Source organism: Streptomyces sp. TLI_105 (assembly GCF_900105415.1).
Classification (GTDB): domain Bacteria; phylum Actinomycetota; class Actinomycetes; order Streptomycetales; family Streptomycetaceae; genus Streptomyces.
The window spans coordinates 1,200,620-1,217,740 of the sequence record NZ_FNSM01000001.1 but is presented as its reverse complement, the minus strand read 5'-3'; the positions used below and the strand labels follow the sequence as shown (position 1 = coordinate 1,217,740).

General features: G+C 71.5%; 10 protein-coding genes. 7 read left to right on the top strand and 3 right to left on the bottom strand.

Features of this window, described 5'->3' with window-relative positions:
* Nucleotides 1–10: 10 nt before the first annotated feature.
* The 3 genes from BLW86_RS05530 to BLW86_RS05520 all read right to left on the bottom strand — a co-directional run bounded on the left by BLW86_RS05530 (nucleotide 11) and on the right by BLW86_RS05520 (nucleotide 4,800).
* Complete coding sequence (locus BLW86_RS05530) at nucleotides 11–1,318, bottom strand: outer membrane protein assembly factor BamB family protein (RefSeq protein ID WP_143060227.1); 1,308 nt, start codon at nucleotides 1,316–1,318, stop codon at nucleotides 11–13.
* A 170-nt stretch (nucleotides 1,319–1,488) separates the two neighbouring features.
* Complete coding sequence (locus BLW86_RS05525; RefSeq protein ID WP_093872969.1) at nucleotides 1,489–3,246, bottom strand: glycoside hydrolase family 6 protein; 1,758 nt, start codon at nucleotides 3,244–3,246, stop codon at nucleotides 1,489–1,491.
* A gap of 15 nt (nucleotides 3,247–3,261) precedes the next feature.
* Nucleotides 3,262–4,800, bottom strand: coding sequence for a cellulase family glycosylhydrolase (locus BLW86_RS05520; protein WP_177181565.1), 1,539 nt, complete (start codon nucleotides 4,798–4,800; stop codon nucleotides 3,262–3,264).
* A gap of 274 nt (nucleotides 4,801–5,074) precedes the next feature.
* Between BLW86_RS05520 and BLW86_RS05515 the strand changes: the two genes are divergently transcribed.
* From BLW86_RS05515 to BLW86_RS05485, 7 genes are all read left to right on the top strand, one after another.
* Entirely contained in the window at nucleotides 5,075–7,987 is a 2,913-nt protein-coding gene (locus tag BLW86_RS05515; protein ID WP_093872967.1) for a glycoside hydrolase family 48 protein, read from the top strand.
* Nucleotides 7,988–8,174: 187 nt separating this feature from the next.
* Nucleotides 8,175–9,689 carry an arabinosylfuranosidase ArfA gene (locus BLW86_RS05510; protein WP_093872966.1) on the top strand — a complete coding sequence of 505 codons (1,515 nt, stop codon included), beginning with the start codon at nucleotides 8,175–8,177 and terminating at the stop codon, nucleotides 9,687–9,689.
* Between the two features lie 160 nt (nucleotides 9,690–9,849).
* On the top strand, nucleotides 9,850–11,133 hold the full coding sequence (locus tag BLW86_RS05505) for an ABC transporter substrate-binding protein (RefSeq protein ID WP_371129451.1): 1,284 nt from the start codon (nucleotides 9,850–9,852) through the stop codon (nucleotides 11,131–11,133).
* Nucleotides 11,133–12,173, top strand: coding sequence for a carbohydrate ABC transporter permease (locus tag BLW86_RS05500; RefSeq protein WP_371129450.1), 1,041 nt, complete (start codon nucleotides 11,133–11,135; stop codon nucleotides 12,171–12,173). The genes BLW86_RS05505 and BLW86_RS05500 overlap by 1 nt, the downstream gene beginning before the upstream one ends.
* A complete protein-coding gene (locus BLW86_RS05495) occupies nucleotides 12,170–13,030 on the top strand; it encodes a carbohydrate ABC transporter permease (protein WP_256341228.1) in 861 nt (286 codons plus the stop codon). The genes BLW86_RS05500 and BLW86_RS05495 overlap by 4 nt, the downstream gene beginning before the upstream one ends.
* Nucleotides 13,027–13,611 (top strand): hypothetical protein, encoded by a 585-nt coding sequence (locus BLW86_RS05490; RefSeq protein ID WP_093872964.1) that lies wholly within the window; start codon nucleotides 13,027–13,029, stop codon nucleotides 13,609–13,611. The genes BLW86_RS05495 and BLW86_RS05490 overlap by 4 nt, the downstream gene beginning before the upstream one ends.
* Before the next feature lie 770 nt (nucleotides 13,612–14,381).
* Nucleotides 14,382–17,114, top strand: a complete 2,733-nt coding sequence (locus BLW86_RS05485; protein ID WP_093872963.1) for an exo-rhamnogalacturonan lyase family protein — start codon at nucleotides 14,382–14,384, stop codon at nucleotides 17,112–17,114.
* Nucleotides 17,115–17,121: the final 7 nt, after the last annotated feature.

The window sequence follows — 17,121 nt, the reverse complement described above, 5'->3', positions numbered from 1 at the left end:
GGGGCCTCCGTCACCACGGCTCGTACGCGGAGAGGGACAGGGTGCCGCCGCCCGGGTGGACGGCGATGAGCAGCTCCCCGTACGGAAGCACTTCCCGGGCCGGGGCCTCCAGGTCGCGGAAGACGCGTTCCTCCTCGTCGCCGGTGGCGGCGTCGAGGGTGTACAGGACGTCGCCGGACCGGGCGGAGGTCTTCAGCGCCATGACCCGGCCGGCCTCCGCGTGCAGCCCGCCGAGGGTGTAGGCGGCGCCGCCCAGGTCCTCCTCCCACAGCTTGTCGCCGGAGGCCAGGTCGTGGGCGACGACACGTCCCCACCGGCCGCCGCTCGTGAGGTTGAAGACCCGACCGTCCGAGACGGCCACGTCGCCGCCGTCCAGCCTGTGGGGCGGGCCGACCGGCTCGATCCGCGGACCGGGGGTGCCGTCCGGCCCGAAGACGAGGAGGTCTCGGGCGTCGATCCGCAGCACGATCGGCTCGGCGGACACGACCGTCACGATCGACCCGGTGGGGACGCCACGACGGGCGTCGAGCGGGACGGCCCACCGCGCCGAGCCGTCCGCCGGATCGAAGGCGGCCACCTTCATCTCGTCACGGCAGGTGAGGACGGTGACGATCTGCTTCGGGCCGGCGGCCGACACGCCGGGGACGCAGCCCTTCGGCACGGCCGCCGTCCAGCGCGCCGCGCCGGTGCGCAGTTCGAGGGCCCGGAGGGCGGGCGCGCCACGCCCCTCCTCGAGGACGACGCCGAGTCCGCCGGCGACGGTGAGGGCGCCGCCGACGCCGACGCCCGGGCCGTCGGGCCGCAGACCGAAGATGTCCCTCTCGGAGGGGGTGCGGAGCGCCGGGACCCGGGACGTGTGCCACAGTTCGCGGCCGTTCTCGAGGTCGAGCGCGGCGACGGTGGCGCAGCCCCCGTCGCGCCCGGTGCGGGCGACCAGCGCCACCGAACCGTCGACCGTGGGGCTGAGCGCGCAGAGGTCGGTGAGGCGGGGAGGGGCGTACTGCCAGCGCTCCGCGCCGGATCCGGCGCGGAAGGCGCGGACGCCGTCAGGGCCGCCGCGCACGACGGTGTCGCCGATGAGCCAGGTGCGGTCCGGGGCGTTTTTCGGCGGGGTCCCGTCCGTGTCGCTCCGCGCCGTCCAGGCCGTCGTCATCGACGACCCCGGCCAGTAGCCCATGGGCTCCAGGAACGCCCAGCCGATGCCGGCGACGAGCGCGAGCAGGAGACCGACGGCGGTCAGGAGGCAGCCCAGCCCTCCTCGCCGTCCGGACGGCTCCGCCGCCCCGCCGTCGCGTTCCCCCTGTGTCCGTCCCGCCATGCGGATCCCCACCCCTGGTCCGGTCGAATCGAGCGATGCACAGCGTGGGGAAGCGGTGATCGTCCGCACCGCCGGGGAGGACGCGGAAGGAGAACGGCCGGACGGGGTCCGTGGCCCGTCCGGCCGTTCTCCGTCTCCCCGTCGGGTTCTACGGCCTCCCCGCCGGGGTGTTACAGCGCCGGGTGGGCGTTCTTCAGGAGCTCCTGGAACTGGGCCGAGAACCACTTGCCGGCCAGCGGGGCGTCCGGCAGCGCGCCCGACATGCTGTTCCCGTTACGGACGTTGCCCGTGTACGTCGGGTCGCACATCCGGTCGAAGCCCTTGCCCTCGTTGTTCGGGATCTCCTTGGAGGCGCCGTCGGACTCGCCCGGGGGCTTCATCCAGACGTACGCGTCGATGCCCGCGGCCGGGGCCGCCTGGGGCCGCTCGCCGAGGCCCGCACCGGACTGGTTGCACCAGTTGCCGGGGTTGATGCGCCGGTCGTAGCGACCGCCGTTCACGTACGTGTCGACGCTGGTCGTGGCGCCCGGTCCGGTGGGCCGGGCGGTGCCGCCCCAGCCGTTGCGGGAGGTGTCGATCAGCATGCCGAGGTTGGGGTCGAAGCCGATCGAGACCAGCTTGGCGCGCATGGCCTGGGCGTACGACAGCTCGTCGGTGTACCGGTTCCAGTCCACCCACTTGGACTGCCGTACGGAGACGCCGTTCACGCTGTCGTCGATGGTGAAGTGATCCTCCTTCAGGGCGCTGTAGTTGGCGGTGTTGACGATGAAGCCGTGCACGTTGGAGAGCGTGGAGCCCTCCGCCGTGGCCGCCTGCTTGAACAGTTCGGCGGACGGGCCGAAGTTGTCGTCCCAGCCCAGCCAGCCGTGGTGGCCGGCGTCGAGGTAGTTGTAGACGTTGGCGATCGCGCCGAGCTTCTTGAGCGCGTAGCCGACGCCGGTGATGTAGTTGCCGTTCGCCTTCATGACGTCGCAGTTGGCGGTGGCCGTGGCACGCCCGGAGACGTTGGTGACCAGGTTGGGCAGCGAGTCGAGCTCGACCGTGGTGACGATCCGCAGGCCCGCGTACTTGGAGTCGGAGAGGACCGCGGCGATCGGGTCGATGTACTCGGTCTTGTAGCGGCCGATCTCCGTCGGGCCGAGCTCGCCGTTGGAGGCGAGCGCGGCGCAGTCGCGGCCGGGCAGGTCGTAGATGACCAACTGGACGACGAGCTCGCCGGAGCCCTTCTGCTTCAGGGCCTCGTCGAGGTGGGCGCGCAGTCCCATGGAGGTGCTCGAACCGTTGATCGCGGCGATCCGGTCCAGCCAGATGCCGGTGGGCTGGTTGGAGACCTTGGTGCCGCCGGGCTCGGCCGCCGCGTGCGCGGACCACTCGGGATTCACGTACACCTTGGCGCCGGCGTACGGGTTGTCGGCCTTGGTGCCGGCCGGCGGGGTGGTGGGAGGCGTGGTCGGCGGGGTCGTGGGAGGGGTCGTCGGGGGAGTGGTGGGTGGGGTCGTGGGAGGCGTGGTGGTGTTGCAGGTGACGCCGTTCAGCTTGAAGGCGGCCGGCACGGCGTTGGTGCCGCTGTACGAGCCGTTGAAGCCGAAGGAGGTGGAGCCGCCCGTCGCCAGGGTCCCGTTGTAGGAGACGTTCTTGGCGGTGACGGCGGCGCCGGACTGGGCGAGGGTGGCGTTCCAGCCCTGGGTGACCTGCTGGTTGCCGCCGTAGGTCCACTCCAGGGTCCAGGCGGCCACCGGGTCACCGGTGTTGGTGACGGTCACGTTGGCGCCGAAGCCGGTGTTCCACTGGTTGGTGATCTGGTAGTCGACCTTGCAGCCGGGTGCGGCGGCGCCGGCGGTGGCGGTGCCGAAGACCGTGGCGGTGGCTCCGGTCGCGGTGATGAGGCCGAGTGCCGCCAGGAGGGCGGTGCGGCTGGTGCGGCTCATGGGTGGGGGTTCCTCTCAGGGGTTGAGGGCGCGCAGGTGGTCACGCAGCCCGATGCCGAAGGCGGTGGGGGTGCCGTCGTACGAAGTGATCAGCGCGGGACCGGAGTTGCAGTTCCAGGTGTTCCAGGTCCAGCCCAGGTACGAGAGGCCGCGGTCGTCGAACCACTTCATGACGCGGTCGATGAACGCGTGTCCGCAGGTGTTCTCGCCGATCTCGCCCGCGAGGAGGGGAACCTGGGCGGCCACCGGGGCGAGGGTGTCGTTCCAGCACGCCTCGTCGGCGCAGGTGTTGAAGTTGTAGACGTGCCAGGCGGCGGCCAGATTGCCCGCCGGGTCCGTGGGGCGGTACGTGAGCCACCGGCTCAGGTCGTTGGAGTACGCGAGGCCCGGGACGAGGACGAGGTTCTTCGCCCCCGTGGCGCGGACGGCGTCCACCAGGTCCTGCATGCCGGCGACCTCGTAGCCGATGCCGGGGCAGGTGCCCCCGTCGCGCCAGCAGGACCAGGCCTGTGCCGCGGTGGAGGTCGCCCGGTCCGGGTAGGGCTCGTTGAAGAGGTCGAAGACGACCCGCCTGTCGTTCTTGAAGGTGTTCGCCACCGAGGTCCAGAACGCCGGGGTGTACTGGGCGTCCGGCATCGGCTTCTGGCAGGTGGCGTGCGTGTCGGAGCAGCCCGCCGAGTTCCCGGTGTACTGGCCGTGCGTCCAGTGGAGTTCGACCACGGGGGTCATGCCGTGGGCGAGCACCTTGGCCACCAGGTCCTTGACGGCGGCGACGTAGTTCGCGCCCCGGTACTCGGGTTTGACGTTGTCGAGGCCGAGCCAGCACTCCTCGTTGAGGGGGATGCGGACCGTGTTGGCCTTCCAGTCGGCGATCGCCTTGACGGAGGCGTCGTCGACGGGACCGTCGAAGAAGCCGTAGCCCTGGACGCACATGAACTCGCCGCCGGAGCGGTTGACGCCGAGGAGACGGCGGGTGGCGCCGTTCTGGTCGATGAACCTGTTTCCGGAGACGCCGAGTTCGGGTGCTCCGGTGACCGGGGTCGGGGTGGTCGGGGGAGTGGTGGGCGGAGTCGTCGGGGTGGTCGGGGTGGGGGTCGGTGTCGTGGGGGTCGGCGTGGGCGTGGGCGACGGCGCGTCCGTGGTGCACGGGGTGCCGTTGAGCGTGAAGGCGGTGGGCGCCGTGTTGGTGCCGGTCCAGGAGGCGATGAAGCCGGCCGAGATCTTCGCGCCCGTGCCGAGCGCGCCGTTCCAGCTCTCGTTGACCACCGTGACGGACGTCCCGGACTGGGACCATTTCCCGCCCCAGCCCTGACTCATCACCTGGCCGGCCGGGAAGTCGAAGCCGAGGCTCCAACCGTTCAGCGCGGCGCTGTTGTTGGTGACGGTCACGGCGCCCTGATAGCCGCCGGCCCACTGGCCGACGACCGAGTACTCCACCGTGCAGGCGGGTGCGGCCGCGGCTCCTGAGGCCGTACCCATGACGGCGAGAGCGGTGCTCGCCATCGTGAGCGCCGCTCCTGCGAGCAGCGCGGACAGACGTGGGGGATGTCGCATGAGCGAGTCCTCGCAGCGAGGGCACACCCCTGACGGTGTGCCGACTGGATGGAATCGCTCCCACTGGGTCGGGGCAGACCGTAGCGCCAACAGGCGCCAAGGAAAAGAGGAGTTGGGTAAATTCCCCGGCTTTTGGCTTCGACTTCCTCACGCACCTTGACGGCGTTGGGCCCCAACTGCACAGTGGGAGCGCTCCCACTGGTTCAGAGCTTGACCGTCGCACCTCCCCGCTCTTCGCTTCCCCGACCTCCCGAGCCGCGAGGAGAACCACCCGATGGCACGACTCCGCCCGAGAACGCGACCCCGCCGGCAGCTGACCGCGCTGGCCGCGGCGCTCTCCCTCCCCCTCGGCCTCACGGCCGTCGGCACCACGACGGCCCAGGCCGCCGCCGTCCAGTGCAGCGTCGACTACAAGACCAACGACTGGGGTTCGGGCTTCACCGCCGAACTCACCCTCACCAACCGGGCCGCCGAACCCCTCAACGGCTGGACGCTGACGTACTCCTACGCCGGCGACCAGAAGCTCACCAACGGCTGGAGCGGCGTCTGGTCGCAGTCCGGCAAGAACGTCACGGTGACCAACGCGTCCTGGAACGGCACCCTCGCCGCGGGGGCCGCCCTCACCACCGGCGCCCAGTTCACCTACAGCGGGACCAACACGGCCCCGACCGGCTTCGCCGTCAACGGCACCACGTGCGCCGGCGCCCACCAGCCCCCGGTCGCGGTCCTGACCAGCCCCGCGCCGGGAGCCGTCTACACCCAGGGCGACGCGGTGCCGCTCGCCGCCACCGCCGCCGCGGCCGACAGCGCCACCGTGAACAAGGTGGAGTTCTACAGTGACACCACCCTCCTCGGCACCGACACCACCGCGCCCTTCACCTACAGCGCCGCCGGCCTCGCCACCGGCGCCCACTCCCTCTACGCCAAGGCCTACGACAGCCTCGGCGCCTCCGCCGAGTCGGCGCCCGTCGGCATCACCGTCGCGGCCGGCCCCGCGCTCGTCGCCTCGCCGACCCAGCTCGGCGTGCGCCAGGGGGCCACGGGCACCTTCGACCTGAAGCTCTCCACCGCCCCGACCGCCAACGTCACGGTGAGCGTCGCCCGCACCTCGGGCAACACCAACCTCACCGCGACCCCGGCCACCCTCACCTTCACCCCGGCGAACTGGAACACCGCCCAGAAGGTGACCGTCGCCGCCGCGGCCACCGGCACCGGCTCCGCCGTCTTCACCGCGACCGCCCCCGGCCACGCCAAGGCCGAGGTCACCGTCGCCCAGCTGGCCGCGAACTCCACGTACGACGCGCGCTTCCTCGACCTCCACGGGAAGATCACGAACCCGGCCAACGGCTACTTCTCGCCCGAGGGCATCCCGTACCACTCCGTGGAGACCCTGATCGTCGAGGCCCCCGACCACGGGCACGAGACGACCTCGGAGGCGTACAGCTACCTCATCTGGCTCCAGGCCATGTACGGCAAGATCACCGGCGACTGGACCAAGTTCAACGGCGCCTGGGAGACCATGGAGAAATTCATGATCCCCACCCACGCCGACCAGCCCACCACCTCCTCCTACAACGCCTCCAAGCCGGCGACGTACGCCCCCGAGTGGGACCTCCCCTCCCAGTACCCGGCGAAGCTCGACTCCGGCGTGACCTCGGGCTCCGACCCGATCGCCGCCGAGCTCAAGAGCGCCTACGGCACCGACGACATCTACGGCATGCACTGGATCCAGGACGTCGACAACGTCTACGGCTACGGCAACGAGCCCGGGAAGTGCTCCGCCGGACCGACGGCGACCGGCCCCTCGTACATCAACACCTTCCAGCGCGGCCCGCAGGAGTCCGTCTGGGAGACCGTCACCCACCCCACCTGCGACAACTTCTCCTTCGGCGGGAAGAACGGCTACCTGGACCTCTTCACCGGAGACTCCTCCTACGCCAAGCAGTGGAAGTTCACCGACGCCCCCGACGCCGACGCCCGCGCCGTCCAGGCCGCCTACTGGGCCGACCTCTGGGCCAAGCAGCAGGGCAAGGGCGCGCAGGTCGCCGGAACCGTCGGCAAGGCCGCCAAGATGGGCGACTACCTGCGCTACGCCATGTTCGACAAGTACTTCAAGAAGGTCGGGAACTGCGTCGGGCCGACCGCCTGCCCGGCCGGCACCGGCAAGGACAGCGCCCACTACCTGCTGTCCTGGTACTACGCGTGGGGCGGTGCCACCGACACCTCGGCCGGCTGGTCCTGGCGCATCGGCTCCAGCCACAACCACAGCGGCTACCAGAACCCCCTCGCCGCCTACGCCCTCAGCTCCTACGCCCCGCTCAAGCCCAAGTCGGCGACGGGCGCGGCCGACTGGGCGACCAGCCTCGGCCGGCAGCTGGAGTTCTACCGCTGGCTGCAGTCGGACGAGGGCGCCATCGCGGGCGGCGCCACCAACAGCTGGCAGGGCCGCTACGCCACCCCGCCGGCCGGCACCCCCACCTTCCACGGCATGTACTACGACGAGAAGCCCGTCTACCACGACCCCGCGTCCAACCAGTGGTTCGGCTTCCAGGCCTGGTCCATGGAGCGGGTCGCCGAGTACTACCAGCAGACGGGTGACGCCAAGGCGAAGACCGTCCTCGACAAGTGGGTCTCCTGGGCGCTGTCGAAGACCACGATCAACCCGGACGGCACCTACCGCGTCCCCTCCACCCTCCAGTGGTCCGGCGCGCCCGACACCTGGAACGCGACGAGCCCCGGAGCCAACGCCGGACTGCACGTCACCGTCGCCGACTACACCGACGACGTCGGCGTCGCCGCCGCCTACGCCAAGACGCTCACCTACTACGCGGCCAAGTCCGGCCACGCCGAGGCCAAGCGCGTCGCCAAGGCCCTCCTCGACGGCATGTGGAACCACCACCAGGACGCGCTGGGCATCGCCGTCCCGGAGACCCGCGCCGACTACAACCGCTTCGACGACCCCGTGTACGTGCCGAGCGGCTGGACCGGCACCATGCCGAACGGCGACGCGGTGAACTCCTCCTCCACCTTCGCCTCGATCCGCTCCTTCTACAAGAACGACCCGGCCTGGCCGAAGGTCGAGGCCTACCTGGCGGGCGGCGCCGCCCCCGTCTTCACCTACCACCGGTTCTGGGCCCAGGCGGACATCGCCCTGGCCATGGGCTCGTACGCGGAGCTGCTCGAATAACAGCCCGCCCCGCGAGAGCGGGCTCCGCGTACGACGAGGCCGGGCGGTCCCCGAGAGGGGCCCGCCCGGCCTTCGGACGTCCGGGGGCCGGTGATCCATTGACGGCCGAAGGCTCCGCTCCTACCTTCTCGTTCGGACATACGGCCGCTGGTCGATATTTCGAACGTCTCGAACGAGAGGGATTCGCATGTCACTTCCCGAGCCCGCCGCCCGCTTCACCCTCGACCCCGACTTCACCGTCGGCCCCGTCGACCCCCGGCTCTTCGGCTCCTTCGTCGAGCACCTCGGACGCTGCGTCTACACCGGCATCCACGAGCCCGGCCATCCCGCCGCCGACGAGGACGGGCTGCGCACCGACGTCCTGGAGCTCGTCCGCGAGCTGGGCGTCACCGCCCTCCGCTACCCCGGCGGCAACTTCGTCTCCGGATACCGCTGGGAGGACGGCGTCGGCCCGGTCGAGCGGCGGCCGCGCCGGCTCGACGCCGCCTGGCGGTCCACCGAGACCAACCGCTTCGGCCTGAGCGAGTTCATGGCCTTCCTCCGGAAGGTCGGCCCGGGCGCCGAGCCGATGATGGCGCTCAACCTCGGCACCCGGGGCATCACCGAGGCCATGGACCTCGTCGAGTACGCCAACCACCCCGGCGGCACCGAGCTCTCCGAACGCCGCATCGCCCACGGCGACAAGGACCCCTTCGGCATCCGCCTGTGGTGCCTCGGCAACGAGATGGACGGCACCTGGCAGACCGGCCAGAAGACCGCCGAGGAGTACGGCCGGCTCGCCGCCCAGACCGCCCGGGCGCTGCGGCAGATCGACCCCGGGCTCGAACTCGTCGCCTGCGGAAGCTCGGCGCGCGGCCTGACGACCTTCGCCGCCTGGGAGGCCACCGTCCTGGCGGAGACGTACGAGGTCGTCGACCACGTCTCGCTGCACGCCTACTACGAGGAGACCGACGGCGACCGCGACTCCTTCCTCGCCTCCGCCGTCGACATGGAGGCCTTCATCGAGGAGGTCGTCGCCACCTGCGACCACGTCGGCGCCCGGTTGAAGTCCCCGAAGAGGCTCACCCTCTCCTTCGACGAGTGGAACGTCTGGTACCAGCGCCGGCCCGATCCGCAGCCGGTGGAGGACTGGCAGGAGGCCCCGCGCCTCCTGGAGGACGTCTACACCGTCACCGACGCCGTCGTGGTGGGCACGCTCCTGATCGCGCTGCTGCGCCACGCCGACCGGGTCGCGGTGGCCTGCCTCGCCCAACTGGTCAACGTGATCGCCCCCATCATGACCGAGCCCGGCGGCCCCGCCTGGCGCCAGACCACCTTCTTCCCCTTCGCCCAGGCCTCCCGGTACGGCCGGGGGACCGTCCTCGACGTGCGCGTGGCCTCGCCGACGTATCCGACGGAACGGTTCGGGGACGTCCCGCTGCTGCACGCCACGGCCGTGCGCGGCGAGGACGGCGGAGTGACGGTCTTCGCGGTCAACCGCGGCCGGAACGCGCCGCTTTCGCTGGAGGTCGCGCTGCGCGGTCTCGACCTGCACCGGGTCGTGGAGCACAGCGCGCTCGCCGACGCGGACCCGGACGCCCGCAACACGCTCGACGAGCCGGAGCGGGTCGTGCCGCACGCGGTGGAGGGCGCGCGCCTCGCGGACGGGGTGCTGCGGGCGGTCCTGGAGCCGATGTCCTGGAACGTCATCAGGCTGGCCTGACGGGCCCTCTGTTGAATCCTTTCAGAGCAGTCTCCCCGTAGCGCTGCTCGAAGCGCTTCGAAAGATCCTGTCCGAAGCGTTGACGCGACTGGCGAGCGACCCTACTTTGTCCCAGCAAGCGCTTTCCTGAAACGTTCTAATGACGCGCGGAGGACGAACTGTGCGTACTCAAGGCACTGTTGACCGTCGAGGTCTGCTCAAGCTCGCGGGCGGCTCGATCGCGGCCCTCGGCCTGACCGCGGCGGGGTGCGGCACCGGCTCCGGAACCGGGGACGGCACCGTCACCCTCCGGTACGCATGGTGGGGCTCCGACGACCGGGCCAAGCGGATCAACCAGTCGATCGCGCTCTTCGAGAAGAAGCACCCGAAGATCAGGATCAAGACCGACTTCCAGCCCTACGCCGACTTCTGGAAGAAGTTCAACACCCAGGCCTCGGGCGGCAACGCACCGGACGTCTTCCAGAACGCCATCGGCTTCCTGCGCAAGTACGACGCGAAGAACGTCCTCCTCGACCTGCGCGAGCAGGCCGAGGCGGGACACCTCCGCCTCGAAGGGTTCCGGGCCGGCCTGGAGAAGTTCGGCGAGGTCGACGGCAAGCTGCTCGGCGTACCCGTCGGCAGCAACTCGATGGCCCTCGTCGTCGACCAGGCCGTCTTCACCGGGGCCGGCGTCGCCCCGAAGCCCGGCTGGACCTGGGACGAGTACCACGAGGCCCTCGCCAGGATCCACGACAGCCAGGGCCGGGCCGGCGACGCGGGCCCGTACGGGATCATGTACCTGTACGACCTCTACCTGCGCCAGCACGGCAAGGCCTTCTTCACCACCTCCGGACTCGGCTTCACCGAGGCGGACCTCACGGACTGGTGGACCAAGGCGTTCCAGCGCGTGAAGTCCGGCGTCTACGCCGACCCGAAGAAGACCATCCAGGCCAAGCCCAAGTCCGCGGTCACCGCCGAACTCGCGGGCGCCGAGTTCACCTGGGACAACTTCGCCGTCCGCTACACCGCCGAGGGCAAGAGCCGGTACGGCCTCGCACCCATCCCCACCACGGACGGCCACAGGACCGGCCAGTACCTCGGCTCCCTCATGCTCAGCGGCTCGAAGCGCACCGAGCACCCCGAGGAAGTCGCCCGGTTCATCGACTTCATGGTCCACGACCCCGAAGTCGGGAAGACCATGGGCTACGACCGGGGCGTCCCGGCCACCGAGGCCCAGTACCGGGCGTACGTGCCCACCGACGAGGTCGGCAAGCAGATCGCCGCGTACGAGAAGCAGCTCGTCGAGTCCCGCGTCCTGGAGCCGATCACCCCCCACCCGGCCGGCGCCGACGTCTGCGAGGCCGCCTTCCTGCGCCTCTCCGAGGAGATGTCCCTGGGCACCCGGACCGTCGCGGACGCGGTGAAGCAGTACTTCACCGAGGCGAAGACGGCGCTCTCCTCCTGATGGACGCCGCCGTGACCTCCGCACCCCGCCCCGCTCCGCCCGGCCGGCCCGACGGGAAGACCGCAGCGGCGGACTCCCGGCCGGAAGACGAGCGCCCGCGCGGTTCCTCCCGCACCGGCAGGCCCTCGCGCGCCTCCTCCCGTCCCGACGGGGCCCGCCGCGAGAACCTCGCCGGCTACCTCTTCATGTCCCCCTGGATCGCGGGCTTCCTCCTGCTCACCGCGGGACCCGTGGTCGCCTCGCTCTACTTCGCCTTCACCGACTACAACCTCTTCGACGCCCCGAAGTGGATCGGCCTCGACAACTTCACCGAGATGTTCGCCGACCCCCGCTGGCGCACCTCGGTCGAGGTCACCGGCCGGTACGTGGTGATCGGCACCCCGCTGAAACTCGCCGCCGCGCTCGGCGTCGCCCTGCTGCTCCACCAGAGTCGGCGCGGACAGGGCTTCTACCGGGCCGCGTTCTACGCGCCCTCGCTCATCGGGGCCAGCGTCTCGATCGCCGTCGTCTGGCGCGCGCTCTTCTCCGACGGCGCCGCCGTCGACCGCGCACAGCAGCTCCTCGGGATGACGGCCGGCGGCTGGATCGGCGACCCCGACCGCATCATCTACGCCCTGGTCGCCCTCACCGTCTGGCAGTTCGGCGCCCCCATGGTCATCTTCCTCGCCGGACTCAAACAGGTGCCGCGCGAACTGTACGAGGCGGCGCAGGTCGACGGGGCGAGCCCCTGGCGGAGGTTCTGGCACATCACCCTGCCGATGATCTCGCCCGTCCTCTTCTTCAACGTGCTCCTGGAGACCATCCACTCCTTCCAGATCTTCGGCTCCGCCTACATCATCGGCAGCCAGGGCAACGCCTGCGGACCGGCCGACGGCACCCTCGTCTACACCTGCTACCTCTACATCCAGGGCTTCGAGAACAGCCGGATGGGCCTGGCCTCGGCGATGGCCTGGATGCTGCTGCTCGCCGTCGGCCTCGTCACGGCGGTCCTGTTCTGGTCCCAGCGGCGCTGGGTGCACTACGAGGAGGCGGGCCGATGAGCCCCGTCACGCGTACCGGCGGAAGGTCGCGCACGCTCGGCCCGCTCGCCTGGCACCTCGGTGCCCTGGCCGTCCTCGCCGTCATCCTCTACCCCGTGGTGTGGGTGATCGGCGGCTCCCTCAAACCCAACGACGAGATCGTCGGCAGCCTGAACCTCCTCCCCACCGACCCCGTCACCGACAACTACCGGCGCCTCGCCGACGGCATCGCCGACATCCCCCTCTCCACCTTCTTCGGCAACTCCCTCTTCCTGGCCGTCGGTTCGGTGATCGGCGTACTGATCTCCAGCTCGCTCGCCGCGTACGCCTTCGCGAAGATCGGCTTCGCCGGCCGGGGGCTCCTGTTCACCCTGATGATCGGCACGCTGCTGCTGCCGTACCACGTGCTGCTCATCCCGCAGTACGTCCTCTTCCAGAAGCTCGAACTCGTCAACACCTACACGCCGTTGCTGCTCGGCAAGTACCTGGCCACCGACGCCTTCTTCGTCTTCCTGATGCTCCAGTTCATGCGCGGACTGCCGAGGGAACTCGACGAGGCGGCGCGCCTCGACGGCTGCGGGCACCTGCGGACGTACTGGTCGATCGTGCTGCCGCTGTGCCGGCCGGCGCTCATCACCAGCGCGATCTTCACGTTCATCAACGCCTGGAACGACTTCCTGGGGCCGCTGATCTACCTCAACGACCCCGAGAAGTACACGGTCTCGCTGGGCCTGAAGATGTTCGTCGACCAGGACGGCGTCGCCAACTACGGAGGCATGATCGCGATGTCGCTCGTGGCGCTGCTCCCGGTGATCGCGTTCTTCCTCGCCTTCCAGCGGTACCTGATCGACGGCATGGCCACCTCGGGGCTCAAATGAGACGGGAACGCCTCCTCGCCCGCTTCGCGGTCTTCGCCGAGAGCCTGTTGGCGGGCGTGTGGATCGCCGTCGCCGCGCTGCCGCTGGTCACCCTCCCGGCGGCGCTCGCGGCCGGCGCGGCGCACCTGCGGCGCTGGACGGGCGGCGAGGACGCCGGCCTGCGGCACTTCACCGCCGACCTGCGCGCGGCGCTGCGGGGCGGGGGCTGGGCGACGGGCCTCGGTTGCGTGGCGGCGTTCGCCCTGACGGCCGCCGACGTGACGCTCGTACGGGCGCTGCCCGTGCCGGGCGGACGGGCGACGGGCGCCGTGGCGATCCTCGCGGCGCTCTGGCTCACGGTCACCGTCCTGCGGGCGGCGACGGCGTGGCGCCCGGGGCTGCGCTGGCGGGCCCTGCTCGGCCCCGCCGCCCGCCGGGCGCTGCGCGACCCGGCGGGTTCGCTCCTCGTCGTCTGCGGCCTGGCGGTGATCGCCGCGTCGGCCTGGCTCTCCGCCCCCCTGGCCCTGCCGGCCCTCGGCATCCTGGTCGCCTCGACCTCGGCGGCGGAACACCGGGGGGCGATGCCCACGACGACCACCTGACCCCCTCCGGGGCCGCGGCCCCTCCCGTCGCGCCGGGCCCTCGGGCGGCCCCCGCCGCCCACTGGGGGCGTCTCCTCCACCGGGGCGGTGCCCGCCCACCCCCGCTCGCCCCGCTGTGGGCAGTCGTTCCGCCGGGACGGTGCCCACCGCCCCCGTTGCGGGCGCGCCCGCCGGGGCGGTGCCCACCCCCGCACCCCCGTTGTGGGCAGTCGTTCCGCTGGGGCGGTGCCCACCCCCCCGCCCCCCGTTGTGGGCATGCGTTCCGCCGGGGCGGTGCCCACCCCCGCGCCCCCCGTTGTGGGCATGCGTTCCGCTGGGGCGAGGGGGTCCCCCCTGCTCGAGCGAAGCCGAGAGCTTGGGGGAGGGTGGGCACAACGGAACGGCGCCCTTGCCGGCGCCCGAGGCTCCCGAGCCTGAACCCGCACCGACAGGTACGGCGCACACGTGGTGCGGGTCCAGGCTCGGAACGCGGAGGCGCCGCTAAGGGGCGCCGTCCCGTGTGCCCACCCGTCCCGCCCCAGCGGGACGATTGCCCACACGGCGGTGGGCGGTGGGAGGGGCACCGGCCAGCGGGCGCAGCCCACACGGCGGGCGCGCCAGGACACCGCCCCGCCGGGCGCGCGCCCCGCACAGCGCGCGTCGGGCTGCGGCCCAGGGCTTCGGGGCCGGGTCCCGCCCGTCGTTCCGTAGCGCCACGGCCCAGCCGGCCGAGGCCCCCGCACCTTCCACTTCCGCAGGCATGCCCCACGCATGTCCCCGAAAGGAGCCCCATGTCCCCCCTTCCCCGTCGTTCCCTCCTCAAGGCCGCCGCCCTCGCAGGCGCCTCCGCCCAGTTCAGTCGGGTCCTCGGGCGCGGGGACGCGCGGGCCGCCGGGGCCGCCGAGGTTCCGGCGGCCGAGCGGCCCGCGACCGTCACCTGGCTGGAGCCCGGCGGGCTCGGAGCGGCCGCCGGGTCGACCTTCGGCGTCGCCTGGCCCAAGGGCGTCCACCCCGCCGACCGGACGTTCGCGCTGACCACCGCCGACGGCGCCCCCGTCCCCGTACAGACCTGGACGACCGCCCGTTGGCCCGACGGTTCCCTCAAGTGGACCGCGCACGCCGTCGGCCCCGAGGCGGCGGGGGCCGAGCGGTTCACCCTGGGCCCCGGGGCCCCCGTGACCGGCGCGAAGACCGTGTCCGTCACCGAGACCGACCGGCGGATCACCGTCGACACCGGCACCGTCCGGGCCGTCGTCTCCAAGGACGGCGGGAAGCTCGTCGAGTCCGTCACCCGCGACGGCGTGAAGATCGCCACCGACGGCCGCCTCGTCCTCCTCCGGCAGGGCGACCTCGACGACGGCGACCACGGCAACGCCAAGTGGGAGCGGTTCGACGGCGAGATCTCGGGCGCCACCGTCGAACAGACCGGTCCCGTCCGGGCCGTGGTGCGGATCGACGGCAAGCACCGCAAGGGCAGTCGCAGTTGGCTGCCGTTCTCCGTGCGGCTGTACTTCTACGCGGGCTCCGAGTCGTTCCGTATGGTCCACACCATCACGTACGACGGCGACCAGAACAAAGACTTCATCCGCGGCATCGGCGTCCGCTTCACCGTCCCCATGCGCGACGCCGCCCACGACCGGCACGTCCGCATCGCCGGCGAGGGCGCCGGATTCCTCACCGAGGCCGTCCAGGGCGTCACCGGCCTGCGCCGCGACCCCGGCGCCGCCGTCCGCACGGCGCAGGTCAGGGGCGAGAAGCTGCCCGACCCCGCCACCTGGGACCAGCGCGTCACCACCCGCATGCAGTACGTCCCCACCTGGGGCGACTACACCCTCGCCCAGCTCTCCGCCGACGGCTTCACCCTCCGCAAGCGCACCAGGCCCGGCCACGGCTGGATCGCGGCCGGTGGCGGCCGCCGCGCCGGCGGCTTCGGCTACGTCGGCGGGGTGACCGGCGGACTCTCCTTCGGCCTGCGGGACTTCTGGCAGAAGCACCCCGCCCAGCTCGACATCCGGGGCGCGGCCGGCGACGCCGCCGAGGTCACCCTCTGGCTCTGGTCGCCCGAGGCCCAGCCCATGGACCTGCGCTTCTACCACGACGGCATGGGCCAGGACACGTACCCCGAGCAGCTCGAAGGCCTCAACATCACCTACGAGGACCACGAGCCCGGCTTCGGCACTCCCTACGGCATCGCCCGCACCAGCGAGCTGATGTTCTGGGCCAACGCCGCCACCCCCACCGCCGCCACGCTCGTCGCCCAGGCGGCCGCCGTCCGCACCCCGCCGCAGCTCGCCGCGAGCCCCGAGGACCTCGTCCGTGCCCGGGTGTTCGGCGGACTGTTCTCACCGGTCGACCGCTCCACCCCGGCGAAGGCGAGGATCGAGGACCACCTCGACTACCTCTTCACCTACTACAAGGACCAGGCCGAGCAACGCCGTTGGTACGGCTTCTGGGACTACGGCGACATCATGCACACCTACGACGAGGACCGGCACCAGTGGCGGTACGACGTCGGCGGCTACGCCTGGGACAACTCCGAACTCTCGCCCGACCTCTGGCTCTGGTACGCCTACCTGCGCTCCGGCCGCGCCGACGTCTTCCGCTTCGCCGAGGCCATGACCCGCCACACCGGCGAGGTCGACGTCTACCACCTCGGCAAGTGGGCCGGCCTCGGCACCCGCCACGGCGTCCAGCACTTCGCCGACAGCGCCAAGCAGCAGCGCATCTCCACCGCCGTCTACCGCCGCCCGTACTACTTCCTCACCGCCGACGAACGCGTCGGCGACCTCATGCACGACCAGGTCGACTCCGACGAGACCTTCCTCGTCCTCGACCCCATCCGCAAGATCCGCACCGAGCCCTACACCCCCGACCGGCACGCCCTCTCCGTCGGCTTCGGCACCGACTGGAGCGGCCTCGCCGCCGCCTGGCTCACCGAGTGGGAGCGCGGCGGACCCAAGGCCGCCAAGGCCGAGGCCCGGCTCCGCTCCACCATGGAGACGATCGCCGCCCAGCCCAACGGCTTCGTCCAGGGCACCGGCCTCTACGACCTCGACACCGGCCGCTTCGCGATCGCCGACAAGCCCGTCGTCGGCGTCTCCCACCTCTCCGCCATGTTCGGCCTGGTCGAGATGTGCGCCGAGCTCATCGACCTCATCGACATACCCGCCTTCGAGAGCGCCTGGCTGGACTACTGCCGCTACTTCAACGCCACCAAGACCGAACAGGCCGCCCGCTACGGGCAGAACTTCGGCACCCTGCTCCTCTTCCAGGGCCACTCGCGCCTGGACGCCTACGCCGCCGCCCGGTCGAACGACACCAAGCTCGCCCAGCGGGCCTGGGCCAAGTTCGACAAGAGCGACGGCTACACGGCGGCCATGGTCTGGGACAAGACCCCCGTCCAGGGCTCCGCCGCCCTCGAACCCGGCTACGAACACCTGTGGATCAGCACCAACACCACCGCCCTGTTCGGCCTCGCCGCCATCCAGAACCTCGCCCTCGTCGGCGACCACCTTCCCCAGTGAGCACCGA